11 protein-coding genes are annotated in these 13,591 nt (G+C 72.4%); 4 read left to right on the top strand and 7 right to left on the bottom strand.

The features are described from left to right. Nucleotides 1-10 precede the first annotated feature (10 nt). The 6 genes from LQ326_RS32485 to LQ326_RS32510 form a co-directional block, all read right to left on the bottom strand. Entirely contained in the window at nucleotides 11-2,275 is a 2,265-nt protein-coding gene (locus tag LQ326_RS32485; protein WP_234542636.1) for a protein kinase domain-containing protein, read from the bottom strand. Between the two features lie 111 nt (nucleotides 2,276-2,386). Beyond that, the gene (locus tag LQ326_RS32490; protein WP_234542637.1) at nucleotides 2,387-5,512 is read right to left on the bottom strand and encodes an efflux RND transporter permease subunit; all 3,126 of its coding nucleotides are present in this window, start codon (nucleotides 5,510-5,512) and stop codon (nucleotides 2,387-2,389) included. 171 nt (nucleotides 5,513-5,683) lie between these two features. Beyond that, nucleotides 5,684-6,367: a response regulator gene (locus LQ326_RS32495; protein ID WP_234542638.1), complete on the bottom strand. Its 684-nt coding sequence runs from the start codon at nucleotides 6,365-6,367 to the stop codon at nucleotides 5,684-5,686. Then, a complete protein-coding gene (locus tag LQ326_RS32500) occupies nucleotides 6,364-7,620 on the bottom strand; it encodes a sensor histidine kinase (protein WP_234542639.1) in 1,257 nt (418 codons plus the stop codon). Before LQ326_RS32500 ends, LQ326_RS32495 begins: the two co-directional genes overlap by 4 nt. A gap of 268 nt (nucleotides 7,621-7,888) precedes the next feature. Next, the gene (gene pspAA / locus LQ326_RS32505) at nucleotides 7,889-8,167 is read right to left on the bottom strand and encodes a PspA-associated protein PspAA (RefSeq protein ID WP_234542662.1); all 279 of its coding nucleotides are present in this window, start codon (nucleotides 8,165-8,167) and stop codon (nucleotides 7,889-7,891) included. Between the two features lie 28 nt (nucleotides 8,168-8,195). Next, on the bottom strand, nucleotides 8,196-8,987 hold the full coding sequence (locus LQ326_RS32510) for a PspA/IM30 family protein (protein WP_234542640.1): 792 nt from the start codon (nucleotides 8,985-8,987) through the stop codon (nucleotides 8,196-8,198). Nucleotides 8,988-9,264: 277 nt separating this feature from the next. Here LQ326_RS32510 and LQ326_RS32515 point away from each other — a divergent pair, with 277 nt between their 5' ends. The 3 genes from LQ326_RS32515 to LQ326_RS32525 all read left to right on the top strand — a co-directional run bounded on the left by LQ326_RS32515 (nucleotide 9,265) and on the right by LQ326_RS32525 (nucleotide 11,787). Then, on the top strand, nucleotides 9,265-9,861 hold the full coding sequence (locus tag LQ326_RS32515; RefSeq protein WP_234542641.1) for a DUF3043 domain-containing protein: 597 nt from the start codon (nucleotides 9,265-9,267) through the stop codon (nucleotides 9,859-9,861). A gap of 83 nt (nucleotides 9,862-9,944) precedes the next feature. Beyond that, nucleotides 9,945-10,646 (top strand): class I SAM-dependent methyltransferase, encoded by a 702-nt coding sequence (locus tag LQ326_RS32520; RefSeq protein ID WP_234542642.1) that lies wholly within the window; start codon nucleotides 9,945-9,947, stop codon nucleotides 10,644-10,646. Between the two features lie 73 nt (nucleotides 10,647-10,719). Then, the gene (locus tag LQ326_RS32525) at nucleotides 10,720-11,787 is read left to right on the top strand and encodes a S1C family serine protease (RefSeq protein ID WP_234542643.1); all 1,068 of its coding nucleotides are present in this window, start codon (nucleotides 10,720-10,722) and stop codon (nucleotides 11,785-11,787) included. A 43-nt stretch (nucleotides 11,788-11,830) separates the two neighbouring features. Here LQ326_RS32525 and LQ326_RS32530 read toward each other — a convergent pair whose 3' ends face one another. Then, nucleotides 11,831-12,043, bottom strand: a complete 213-nt coding sequence (locus LQ326_RS32530) for a hypothetical protein (RefSeq protein WP_234542644.1) — start codon at nucleotides 12,041-12,043, stop codon at nucleotides 11,831-11,833. A 168-nt stretch (nucleotides 12,044-12,211) separates the two neighbouring features. Between LQ326_RS32530 and LQ326_RS32535 the strand changes: the two genes are divergently transcribed. Next, entirely contained in the window at nucleotides 12,212-13,411 is a 1,200-nt protein-coding gene (locus LQ326_RS32535; RefSeq protein ID WP_234542645.1) for a bifunctional adenosylcobinamide kinase/adenosylcobinamide-phosphate guanylyltransferase, read from the top strand. Nucleotides 13,412-13,591: the final 180 nt, after the last annotated feature.

Genomic DNA, 13,591 nt, shown 5'->3' on the forward strand with positions numbered 1-13,591 from the left:
GGTCCGTGTGTCACCCCGAGCCGGACTTCCGCTCGGGGTGCGCGGGGTCGAGGCTGAAGAGGGTGCCGTCGGGGGTCATGACGGTCACCACGCCCGCGTACAGGAGCGCCTTGGGGTCGGACGCGTCGCCCGTCGAGGCCGTGCCGACGCGAGGGGAACTCTCCCAGAGGAGGGCGCCCTTGCGGGTGTCCAGGGCCGCCACCCGGCCGCTGGGACTGGCCAGGTACAGGGTGTGGGTGCGGGAGTCGTACGTCGGGGAGCCGGAGTTCTCCACGCTGGTGCGGGTGTGCCAGAGTTCCTTGCCGGTCAGCGGGGACACCGCCGCCACCTCGCCGTTCGCGCCGGTGATCCACAGGGTGTCCGAGGCCAGCGTCACCGAGCCCTCGTACGTCTTCGCGAGTCTCGTCGTGGTCTGACCGCCGGTCGTCGGGTCCGTCAGGAGGATCCTGGCGAACCTGGAGTCCTGCAGGGACGTCGAGCCGCTCTCCCGGTCGGCCAGGACCAGGGCCGGATGGCCGTCGACGACGCCGAGGAAGCCGCTCTCGAAGGGGATCCGCCGACGCGCGAGGACCGTTCCGTCGGCGCGGTCCACCTGCAGCAGCGAGGAGTACTCGGCGTTCTCCTCAGTGGGGTAGCACTGCGCGTACAGGCCGGTTCCGGCCGACAGGAACGTGCAGTAGTTCCGGGCCGGCAGCGTCATGGCCCAGCGGGCCCTGCCGGTGCGCGGGGAACGGGCCGTCACCGTCCGGCCGCCGCTGTCGGCGGTCAGCACGACGTCGCCGGACATGATCAGGTCGGCGTTCCCGTCGTCGACCTTGCGGATCCACCGTTGGTCACCGCCCGTCGCGTCGAGGGCGACGACGTAGGTCGGGTTGTTCGCGGCGCCCTCCTCGGTGATGGTCTCCCGGACGAGCACGGTGCCGTCGTACACACCGAGGACCCAGGAGTCGTACCGGGAGGGGTCGGTGCCGGCCGACGCGAGCGAGGCGCGCCAGAGCGTCCTGCCGGTCCGGCCGTCGAGCCGTACCGGCAGGACGCCGCGGCCTCCGCAGTAGACGCCGTCGCCCTGGCTCAGGCAGTCCGACTGGCCGTCCGCCGGCGTGCCCAGCGCGTTGACCTCGCCCCGGTCCGCCGGCTTGTACACCGTGGTCTGCCAGGGCCGCCAGCCGGTGGGCGCCGCGGCCCAGCGCGAGGACGTCGCGGTGCTCGTCTCCTGTGATCCGGCCGGGAGTCCCGGCCCGTACCCCCCGTACCACAGCAGTCCCAGCACCAGCGCGCCGGCCACACCGGTGGCGATCAGCAGCGGGCGTCCGCGACGCCGGCGCGCGGGGAACCGGTCCGTACGGCGGTCCTGACGGCTCCGTCGGCCGGGGCCGCCCGCGGCCGCCGTCGTGCCGGGGCGCGGCCGGTCCGCGAGCGGCACGTCGGACGCGCGCAGCGTCACGGTGCGCGGGTCGTCCTCCTCCGGTTCGGGCAGTGCGGCGAAGTCCCGGGCCAGATCGTCGAGTTCCGGGCGGTCCACGGCCTTCTTCGACAGACAGCGCTCCAGGATGCCGAGCAGCGGCTGCGGTACGCCGTCGAGCGCCGGCGGGTTGTGGATCACCCAGTACGCCGTCAGATACGGGCTCTCGGCGTCGAAGGGGCCCTTCCCGGTCACCGCGTACGCCAGCAGCGCCCCCAGCGAGAAGACGTCCGAGGCCGGGCCGACCGCGCGCGGGTCGGTGAACTGCTCCGGGGACATGAAGGGCGGGGTGCCGATCATCTGGCCGGTCTCGGTCAGGGTGTGGCCGCTCTCCACCGCCCTGGAGATGCCGAAGTCGATGACGCGGGGGCCGTCGTCGGCCATCAGGACGTTCGCCGGTTTCAGGTCGCGGTGCACGACACCCGCCCGGTGGATGTCCCGCAGCGCCTCGACCAGTCCCAGCGCCACCCGCCGCAGTTCGGTGCCGCGCAGCGGGCCGCCGTCGCGGATCCGGTCGGCCAGGGAGCGGCCGGCCACGTACTGGGTCGCCATCCAGGGCCGTACCGCCTCCGGATCGGCGTCCACCACCGGTGCGGTGAAGGCGCCGCTCACCCGCCGGACCGCCTCGATCTCCTGCCGGAACCGGGCCCGGAAGACGGTGTCCTCGGCGTACTGGGCGTGCACGATCTTGACGGCGACCTCACGTCCCGACCGGGACCTGCCCCGGTACACGATTCCCATGCCCCCGGCCCCGAGCCGGTCGACCAGCTTGTACCCGCCGACCGACCTCGGGTCCTCACCGCGCAGTGGCACTGCCCGAACTTCCTTCCCCAGCAGATCAGTTCGAGCCACAGAATACGGAACCGCGATATCCGGCGGCCGGGTACCGACGGGTTCGGTACCCGGCCGCCGTGGTTCAGCCGGTCACACGCCCGCGGCCGCCGGTTCCGCCGCGGCCGGCCGCGGCGCCCCGCCCGACTCGCCTGCCCCGCCGCCCCTCTTGGCTGCCCGCTTTGCGGCCCGGCGCTCCTTGCGGAGTTCGAGCATCGCGTACAGCGTCGGGACGAGGAGCAGGGTGAGCAGCGTCGACGTGATCAGGCCGCCGATCACCACCACCGCGAGCGGCTGGGCGATGAAGCCGCCCTCGCCGGTGACGCCGAGCGCCATCGGGAGCAGGGCGAAGATGGTCGCCAGGGCCGTCATGAGGATCGGGCGCAGCCGGTGCCGGCCGCCCTCGATCACGGCCTCGACGACGCCGTGGCCCTGCTTGCGGTACTGGTTGATGAGGTCGATCAGCACGATCGCGTTGGTCACCACGATGCCGATCAGCATCAGCATGCCGATCATCGCGGGGACGCCCATCGGGGTGCCGGTGACGACCAGCAGGCCGATCGCGCCGGTCGCCGCGAACGGGATGGAGACCAGCAGGATCAGCGGCTGGACAAGGGACCGGAAGGTCGCGACCAGCAGCATGAAGACGATCGCGATCGCCGCCAGCATCGCCAGGCCCAGGTTCTTGAACGCGCTGTCCTGGTCCGAGGTGACCCCGCCGATCGAGGCCGTCGCGCCGGCCGGCAGCTTCAGCGCCTTGATCTTCGCCTGGAGCTGGGCGCTGACCGCGCCGGTGTTGTCACCGGTCGGCTTGGCGGTGATGGTCGCGGCGCGCTGACCGTCGATCCGGGTCAGCGACACGGGGCCGGCCACCAGCTTCACGGTGGCGATGTCACCCAGCTTCACCGGGCCCAGCCGGAGGGCGCGCAGCTGCGCCAGCGTCTCGGCCGGCTCGGCCGGCTTCACGACGACGTCCCGCTCGGTGTCGTCGAGGGTCGCCTTCCCGGCCGTGGTGCCCTTGACGGCCTGGGTGACGGCGGCGCCCAGCGTCTGGTCGTCGAATCCGGCCGCCGCGGCCCTGGAGCCGGCCCGCACCGAGATGCGCGGCACGCTCTGGGAGAGGTCGCTGGTGACGTCGGTGACGTCGTCCAGCCCGGCGACCGCGGCCCGGACCTGTTCGGAGGCCTTGCGCAGCACGTCCCCGTCGGCCGCCTTCACGACGACGCTCAGGTCCTGGCTGCCGAATCCGGCACCGGCCGACACGGTGGTCGTACCGACGCCCGGCAGCTTGTGCAGGCCGTCCTCGATGGCGTTCCGCACCGTGTCGGACGACGCCGAGTCGTCCAGCATCACCGAGTACGACGCCTGGTTGGTGTCGGTGCCGCCGCCGAAGGCCGCCATGAAGCCGGACGAGCCGACCGTCACCTGGTAGTCCTTCACCCCGTCGACGGAGGCGAGCAGCTTCTCGACCTTCCTCGCCTGGGCGTCGGTCGCCGCCAGGCCGGTGCCGGGCCTGAGCTCCTGCTTGACGGTGAGGACCTCCTGGTCGCCCTGGTCGAAGAAGTTGGTCTTCAGCAGTCCGGCCATGCCGAACGTGAGGACCAGGACCACGACCGCGATCAGGACACTGGTGAGGCGGCGCCGGGTCGCGAAGCGCAGCACGGGAACGTAGGCGCGCTGCAGGCGGCTGCCCGCCTCCTTCGCCTCCGCCGTGCGGCGGGCCTCCGCGGCGTCCTCGGGGGTGCCCTTCGGGGCGCGCAGGAACCAGTAGGACAGGACGGGCACGACCGTCAGCGAGACCAGCAGGGACGCCAGCAGCGCGGCGGTGACCGTGATGCTGAACGAGCCGAACAGGGCGCCGACCATGCCGCCGACCAGGCCGATCGGAAGGAACACGGCGACCGTGGTGAGGGTGGAGGAGGTGACCGCGCCGGCCACCTCGCGGACCGCGCCGACGATGGCGGCCTGGCGCTCCTCGCCGTAGCCGAGGTGGCGCTTGATGTTCTCCAGGACCACGATCGAGTCGTCGACGACCCGGCCGATGGCGATGGTGAGCGCGCCGAGCGTGAGCATGTTGAGGGACAGACCGCGGGTCCACAGCACGATCAGCGCGAGGACCACCGACAGCGGGATGGACACCGCCGTCACCAGCGTGGAGCGGACCGAGGCCAGGAAGACCAGGATGACCAGGACCGCGAAGAGCAGGCCGAGGGCGCCCTCGGTGGTCAGGCCCTTGATGGACTTGGAGACCGCCGGGCCCTGGTCGCTGACGACGGTGAGGGCGGCGCCGGAGCCGAGGTCCTGACGCAGCTTCGGCAGCTTGTCCTTGACCGCGTCGGAGATGGAGACCGCGCTGCCGTCGTGGTCCATGGTGACGTTCACGGCGAGGCTGGGGCGGCCGTCGGTGCGGGTGATGGAGTCGGCCGGGGCCTCCTGCTCCCGCACCGCGGCCACGGCGCCGAGGCGCACCGGCTTCTTCACCCCCTGCCCGGTGACCATCAGGTCCCTGATCTGCGTCAGCGAGGTGAGACCGCCGCCGACCTGGACGGTGCGGTTGGCGCCGTCCTCGGTGAAGGAACCGGCCGCCACGGTCGCGCCGGCCGCCTGGAGCGACTGGGCGAGCGCGGCCGGGGTGAGCCCGGCCCGGGCCAGCTTCGCGTCGTCGGGGGTGACGGTGACCTGGAGGTCGCGGACACCGGTGACCTGGACGCGGCCGACGCCGTCGATGTCCTTCAGGGCCGGGACGACCGTCTTGTCGAGCTGGTCGGCGAGGGCCTGCTGGTCCTTGCCGGAGGTGACGGCGAGGACGACGGTCGGCATGTCGTCCGTGGAGCCGGTGATGACCTGCGGGTCGACGGAGTCCGGGAGCCGGGCGCGGTTGACGGCCAGCTGGACGTCGGCCACCAGCTGCTTGGTGTCGCTGCCGTAGTCGAAGGACGCCATGATCACGGCGTTGCCCTCGCTCGCGGTGGAGGTGACACCGGTGACGCCGTCGACACCTTGGAGGTTGTTCTCGATCGGCTCGACGATCTGCTTCTCGACGACGTCCGGTGCGGCGCCCTGGTAGGGGGCGAGGACGGAGACGACGGGGAGTTCGATGGTCGGCAGCAGCTGCTGCTTGATCTGGGGGATGGCGATCGCCCCGAAGACGAGCGCGATCAGGGAGACAAGGCCTATCAGGGCCCGCTGCGCGAGGCTGAATCTGGACAGCCAGGACATGGGTCGGGGTCTCTTTTCAGTGAGCTGCCGTGAGCTGCTGTGCGAAGCAGATGAGGCACCTGTGAGTGCCCACCGCACCACCCTCGCCCATCGAAGGCCCTGCTCACGTAGGCCCTGGGTGCCGTTCCCCGAGCCGGCTCCTACTGCCGCCGCAGTACGCCCGGGTGGAGGTCAGTCCATCCTCGGGCGGACCAGTCCGGACTCGTACGCGATCACCACGAGCTGCGCCCGGTCCCGCGCGCCCAGCTTGGCCATGGCCCGGTTGACGTGCGTCTTCACGGTCAGCGGGCTGACTTCGAGGCGTTCGGCGATCTCGTCGTTGGAGTGTCCGCCGGCGACCTGGACCAGGACCTCGCGCTCCCGTGAGGTGAGCGCGTCGAGCCGCTCGGAGCGGGCCGGGTCGCGGCCGGCGTCGCCGATGTCGCCCTGGGCGAGGAAGCGGGCGATCAGGCCCTTGGTGGCCGCCGGGGAGAGCAGCGCCTCGCCGCCGGCGGCCAGGCGGATGGCGCTGAGGAGTTCCTCCGGTTCGCTGCCCTTGCCGAGGAAGCCGGAGGCGCCCGCGCGCAGCGCCTGTACGACGTAGTCGTCGACCTCGAAGGTCGTCAGGATCACCACCCGGACGTGGGCGAGGGAGGGGTCGGCGCTGATGAGCCGGGTGGCGGCCAGTCCGTCCGTGCCCGGCATCCGGATGTCCATCAGGACCACGTCGGCCTCGCGTTCCCTGGTCAGCCGCACCGCCTCCGCGCCGTCGGAGGCCTCACCGACCACCTCCATGTCGGACTCGGAGTCGACGAGCACCCTGAAGGCGCTGCGCAGCAGTGCCTGGTCGTCGGCGAGCAGGACACGGATCGTCATGCGGAATCCCCCAGCGCGGCCGTACGGTCCCTGGTACGACCGCTCGTACGCTCGTCGGTGTCGGTCTTGACCGGCAGGATCGCATGGACGCGGAAGCCGCCGCCGTAGCGGGGGCCGGTGGTGAGGGTGCCGCGCAGGGCGGTGACGCGCTCGCGCATGCCGAGCAGGCCGTGGCCGCCGCCGGCCTCGGGGGCGGTGTCCTCGCCGGAACCGTTGTCGAGGACGGTGACCTCGATGCGCGGTCCGACGCGTACGACGCTGACCTCGGCCCTGGCATCAGGGCCGGCGTGCTTCTGCACGTTGGTCAGGGCCTCCTGGATGATCCGGTAGGCGGCCAGGTCGACGGCGGCCGGCGGGGTGGTGCCCTGGTCGGCGCGGGCGACCTCGACCTGGAGGCCGGCGTTGCGGAACGTGTCGGCGAGTTCTTCCAGGAGGTGCAGGCCGGGGGCGGGTTCGGTCGGCGCCTCGGGGTCGCCGGACTGGCGGAGCAGGCCGACGGTGGCACGCAGCTCGTTCAGCGCGGAGCGGCTGGCCTCGCGGACGTGCCCGAGGGCCTCCTTGGCCTGGTCGGGCCGCTTGTCCATGACGTGCGCTGCGACGCCCGCCTGCACGTTGACCAGGGCGATGTGGTGGGCGACGACGTCGTGCAGGTCCCGGGCGATCCGCAGCCGCTCCTCGGCGACCCGGCGGCGGGCCTCCTCCTCACGGGTCCGCTCGGCGCGCTCGGCACGCTCGCGGATGGCCTGGACGAAGGCGCGCCGGCTGCGGACGGCGTCCCCGGCGGTGGCGCCGATGCCGGTCCAGGCGAAGATCGCGAGGTTCTCCTGGGCGTACCACGGCAGGGGCCCCGCGACCATCGCGGCGGTGGTCAGCACGGTCATGGTGAGCAGCCCGGCCCGCAGGGTGGTCCGGCGGTCGGTGGTGGCGGCGACGGTGAACAGGGCGATCACGGCCGCCATCGCGACGGGGGCGCGGGGGTCGCCCATGACGCACTCCAGGACGGAGGCGGCGCCGGTGACGGCCAGGACCGTCTTCGGGGCGTGGCGGCGGAAGACGAGGGCCGCGGCGGCCAGTGTCATCAGGACGAGGCTGAGGGGGGCCGGGGTGCGGATGCCCCAGGCGACGCCACGGGCCCCGTGCGGAGCGGCGAAAGAGCTCACGGCCATGCAGACGAGGGCGCCCGCGGCGACGACCGCGTCCACGGCGAGCGGGTGGGCGCCGGCTCTGCAGCGGGCTCTTTCGAGAGTGCTCACGGTTTGAATCCTCTCCTCCCTGAAGGGGCGGAGATTCCTGGCTCACGCCGCCTGCCGGGCCAACGGCCCGTCAGGTCTTCCACGGTCGGCACCAGCCGGGTCGAAACCAGCCCGGGCAGCGATCCAGCTGCATGGTCACGCAACACAGAGAGGACTCCACGTGCTTGGTTCTCGCGACGCGTCGTCCGCAACCAAAGCTATCAGTACGCCGACCACGCCCAGGGAAGAATCGGCCTTTTCCTGCCCTGCTCCAGGCTCTTCTCGAACCTCAGCCCGGGATCAGGCCGTCGTCCCGCAGCAGCGCCCGGACCTCGTCCAAGGTCGCGTCCGGGGACGGCAGGATCAGGTCCGAGGGTTCCAGGGCGTCGTCCGGGAGCGGTGCGCCCAGATCCCGGACCTTGTCCAGGAGGGTGGTCAGGGTGCGGCGGAAGGCTGCCTCGTCACCGGACTCGATCTCCGTGAGGAGTTCGTCGTCCAGCTTGTTCAGCTCGGCGAGGTGGCTGTCGGCCAGCCTCACCTGGCCCTCCCCCATGATCCTCACGACCATGTCGGCCATGTCGCCCTCCAGGGGTCGGCTACTGCTTGTCGAAGCGCGGGGTGTCCTGCGGCTGCTGCGACTGCTGGCCCTGGCCGGTGCCGCCCTCGATCGCCTGCTGGGGCGCACCTCCGGCGAGCTCGGCCTTCATGCGCTGCAGCTCCAGCTCCACATCCGTACCACCGGAGAGACGGTCCAGCTCGGCGGCGATGTCGTCCTTGGCGGTGCCGGTCGGGTCGTCGAGGGCTCCGGAGGCGAGGAGTTCGTCGATGGCGCCGGCGCGGGCCTGGAGCTGCTGTGTCTTGTCCTCGGCGCGCTGGATCGCGAGACCGACGTCGCCCATCTCCTCGGAGATGCCGGTGAAGGCCTCGCCGATGCGGGTCTGGGCCTGGGCGGCGGTGTAGGTGGCCTTGATGGTCTCCTTCTTCGTACGGAAGGCGTCCACCTTGGCCTGCAGGCGCTGGGCCGCGAGGGTGAGCTTCTCCTCCTCGCCCTGGAGGGTGGCGTGCTGCGTCTCCAGGTCGGTCACCTGCTGCTGGAGGGCGGCGCGGCGGGAGAGCGCCTCGCGGGCGAGGTCCTCACGGCCGAGGGCGAGCGCCTTGCGGCCCTGGTCCTCCAGCTTGGTGGACTGCTGCTGGAGCTGGTTCAGCTGGAGTTCGAGGCGCTTGCGGCTGGTCGCCACGTCGGCGACGCCGCGGCGGACCTTCTGCAGCAGTTCCAGCTGCTTCTGATACGAGTAGTCAAGGGTCTCGCGCGGGTCCTCGGCCCTGTCCAGGGCCTTGTTCGCCTTCGCGCGGAAGATCATCCCCATACGCTTCATGACACCGCTCATGGGCTTCGCGCGCCCCCTTCTGACGGACTCCAGCTCACCGATCCTGCGACAGAACCCACAGTACGGGCCCTGCATCCATTACCGCACTGTTCGGGGACCGATGCGCTCATCCCCAAGGACGACTACGGACAGCTCCGCTCCGGCACAGGTAGTAGGTGAGCCCCCGAGCGAAGCGCCTGCAACGTCCCCTCTGTCCCCCATGGAGACGACTGGCGTTGCGGGATCGTTCCCCGCCGGGCTAGGGCCCACACCCCACCACCCCTTACCCTTGGGTTTTGTGTTCCGTAGCCGCGCCAAGGATGAGAAGGCCCCCGCCGACAAGGCGGCCGTGACCGACTCCAGGCAGACCCGAGACCCGCAGGCCCCCAAGGGCAGGCCCACGCCCAAGCGCAGTGAGGCCCAGTCCCAGCGGCGCAGCGTGGCCAGCACGCCGACGAACCGCAAGGACGCCGCCAAGCGTCAGCGCGAGGACCGGCGCGCCGCCATGGAGCGGCAGCGCCAGGCGCTGGCCACCGGCGACGAGCGGTACCTGCCGGCCCGTGACAAGGGCCCGGTCAGGAGGTTCGCCCGCGACTGGGTCGACTCGCGTTTCAACGTCGCGGAGTTCTTCCTGCCGCTGGCCGTGGTCATCCTGGTCATGAGCGTGGTCAACAACGCCGCGATCAAGAACATCGCGCTGCTGCTGTGGCTGGTCGTGATCGTGCTGATCGTGCTCGACGCGGCGATCAGCGGCCTGCGGCTGCGGGGACGCCTCGCGGAGCGCTTCCCCGACCAGAACAAGAAGGGCGCCGTCGCCTACGCCCTGATGCGCTCCCTCCAGATGCGCCGGCTCCGGCTGCCCAAGCCGCAGGTCAAGCGCGGAGAGCGGCCCTGAGCGCAGAGCCTTTCTCCGGGGGTGCGGCGAGGGCCTGGCTGACCAAGCTGGGCGGGCTGCGCGATGTCGTACGACAGGAGCTGGTGACCCGGCAGCTCGACGAGCAGATAGCCGGGCGGTTCCCGGTCGGGCAGCGGCTGCGGGTGCTCGACGTGGGGATGGGCCAGGGCACACAGGCGCTGCGGCTGGCCCGGGCCGGTCACCAGGTGACCGGTGTCGAGCGGGAACCGGCGATGATCGCGGCCGCGCGGGAGGCCCTGGCCGGTGAGCCGGAAGGCATCCGCGAACGGGTGCGGATCGTGCAGGGGGACGGGCGGGACACGGGTGTCCACTTCCTGCCGGGCAGCTTCGACGTGGTCCTCTGCCACGGGGTGCTGATGTACGTCGAGGAGCCGGACGCGCTGCTCGCCGGGCTGGCCCGGATGCTGGCCCCGGGCGGGCTGCTGTCGCTGCTGGTGCGCAACGCCGACGCGCTGGCCATGCGGCCGGGGCTGAGCGGCGACTGGGCAGGCGCCCTGGAGGCCTTCGACACCGTCTCGTACAGCAACCGCCTCGGCCTGCACGTCCGGGCCGACCGGCTGGCGACGCTCACCGGCGCCCTCGCCGGCATCGGCGCACCGCTGCAGGCCTGGTACGGGGTACGGGTGTTCACGGACACCGCCGCGGACGACGCCGAACCGCCCGCCGGCCTGGAGACGCTGCTCGCGGTGGAGGAACGGGCCGGGCGGACGGATCCGTACCGGGCGGTCGCGGCGCTGCTGCACCTGTGCGGGGTCCGCGGCTGACTCCTGACGCGGTGCCGCTCGTTCGGGCCAGCAGCACGCGCCGGAGCGTCACCGCCGCGGTGAGACTCGGGGCATGAACGCTTCCCCTGCCCGCCGGACCCTCCGTACGGCCGCCGCGTTCGGCTGCTGCCTCGCCCTGCTCTCGGGATGTTCCGCCTTCGGGGACGACACGAACGCGGACCCCCCGGCCGTCCGCGCGGCGGCCGTCCCCCTGGCGGCGGCCGATCTGCAGGACCAGTACCAGAAGGTGATCAAGAACGTCCTGCCGTCGGTCGTACAGATCCAGGCCAGCGGCGACCTGGGCTCGGGCGTGGTCTACGACGGCAGCGGACACATCGTCACCAACGCGCACGTCGTGGGGGCCGAGAAGAAGTTCAGGGTGACGACCGCCAGCACGGAGGAGCCGCTCACCGCGACGCTGGTGTACTCCTACCCCCAGCAGGACCTGGCCGTCATCAAGCTCGACAAGGTCCCGGCCGGGCTGAAGGCGGCCGCCTTCGGGGACACCGACAAGGTCCAGGTCGGGCAGATCACGCTGGCCATGGGATCGCCGCTCGGGCTGTCGTCCAGCGTGACCGAGGGGATCGTGTCGGCGACCGGACGGACCGTCAGCGAGAACACGGCGGGCGGCGGAACGGGGGCCACCATCCCCAACATGGTGCAGACCTCGGCGGCCATCAACCCCGGCAACAGCGGGGGCGCCCTGGTCAATCTGGACGGCCAGGTCATCGGCATCCCGACGCTGGCCGCGAGCGACCCCAACCTGGGCGGCAGCGCGGCGCCGGGGATCGGGTTCGCCATCCCGGCGTCGATGGTGACGACGGTCGCCGACCAGATCATCAAGCAGGGGAGGGTCACCGACTCGGGGCGGGCCGCGCTCGGCATCACCGGGCGCACGGTCGTCGACGTGAACTACCAGCCGGCCGGGGTGGCCGTGGTGACCGTGAAGCCGGGCGACGCGGCCGACAAGGCGGGCATCCGGCCCGGGGACACCATCACCAAGGTGGGCCGGGACGACATCACCACGATCACCTCACTGGCCGAGTCGCTCGCCTCGGACCGGCCGGGGCAGAAGACGACGGTGACCTACAGCCGGGACGGCGTCAGCAGGACGGTGGAGGTGACGCTGGGCGAGCAGTGACCCGGTGCCGGCGGGGCGGCCACGGCCGCCCCGCCGCCCTGCCTCAGGACTCGTCAGCGTGCAGACTCATCGGGCCGTAGATCTCGGTGGCGTCCTCGTAGAGCCGCACCTGGTCGGCGCCGCCGGCCAGCAGGGCCTTCCACTGTTCGCCGATCCACGACTCGGCGTCGCCCTGTGTGGTGAACTCCTCGGGCTCCACCGCGGGCTGGACCTCCGTCCCGTCGGCCTTCTCGAACCGCCACGTCCATGCCGCCATGTAGGCCTCCCTTTGATCCAACTGAGGCATCGTATAAGGGCGCCGGAAAAAACTCCGCTGGTTGCGGGGCGTGTGCGGGCGCGGTGGGGTTGCCCGCGCCGCTGACGGGGCGCGTCGCGGGAGGCGCCGGCTGAAGCGAGAACCGTCAGGACGGGTGAGAATCGGTCCGTGGAAGTGACTTTGCTCGGTACCGGTGCTCCTGCCGGGCTGCCCAGCCCCGGCTGTCCGTGCGCGGCTTGTTCCTGTGCCGTCGGGGAGGACGCCCGGGCCGCCGCCTCGCTGCTGGTCGACGGGACGCTGCTGCTCGATCTGACGCCCGGCGCGGCGTTCGCGGCGGCGCGGGCCGGGCGGTCGCTCGGAGGCGTACAACAGGTGCTGCTGTCGCATCCGCACGACGGGCCCGCCGTCGAGGTGCCGGCCGGGCTGCCGCAGCCGGCCCGGGTGCCGGACGGGCGGGAGCTGGCGCTGCTGACGGGGCATCGGGTGCGGGCGGTGGCGATGGACGCGGGCGGCACCGGGTACGCGGTGACCGGTCCCGACGGGCAACGGCTGCTGTACCTGCCGCCGGGCGCGGCGCCGGCCGGGCTGGAGAACGGGAGCGCGGACTCGTACGACCTGGTGCTCCTCGACGTCGTGGGGCGTCCCGACGCGCTGGCGCGGCTGCGGGCGGTCGGCTCGGCCGGGCCGACCACGGACGTCGTCGCCGTCCATCTCGGCCACGACGTGCCGCCCGGGCCGGAGTTGCGCCGGCGGCTGGCGGCGGCCGGGGCACGGGCGGTGCCGGACGGGACCACGCTGACGGTGGGGGTGTACGAGGACGTGCCCGACGTGCCGCGGCGGACCCTGGTGCTCGGCGGGGCCCGGTCCGGGAAGTCCGTGGAGGCCGAACGGCGGCTGGAGTCCTTCCCCGACGTGCTGTACGTCGCCACCGGCGGTACGCGCGGCGGGGACACCGAGTGGGCCGAGCGGGTGGCCGCCCACCGCGAGCGGCGGCCGGGGTCGTGGCGTACGACGGAGACGTGCGACCTCGTGCCGTTGCTGACGCAGGACGGGCCGCCGTTGCTGGTCGACTGTCTGTCGCTGTGGCTGACGGACGCGATGGACTCCGCCGGGGCGTGGGACGACACGGAGTGGGCGTCGGGCGGGGAGAAGACGCTGCGGGAGCGGGTACGGGAGCTGACGGGGGCGGTGCGGGCGAGTCGCCGGACGGTGGTCGCGGTCTCCAACGAGGTGGGGTCGGGGATCGTGCCGGCGACGGCGTCGGGGCGGCGCTACCGGGACGAACTGGGCCGCCTGAACGCGGCGTTCGCGGCCGAGTGCGAGCAGGTGGTGCTGGTGGTGGCGGGGCAGGCGGTGGTGCTGAGGTAGTGGGCCGGGGGGGTGGGGACGCCCACCAGCGCTCCCAGGGCACCGCCGCGCCCACCCTCCCCCACGCTCGGCTTCGCTCGCGCGGGGGGACCCCCATCGCCCTGGGGGCACCTCCCAGGCCCTTAAGGCACTGGGGAAGGCACGACTGCCCGCGGCTTTATGAGCCACGGCTGGACAGCG

It is taken from the genome of Streptomyces shenzhenensis, assembly GCF_021462265.1.
Taxonomy (GTDB): Bacteria; Actinomycetota; Actinomycetes; order Streptomycetales; family Streptomycetaceae; genus Streptomyces; species Streptomyces shenzhenensis.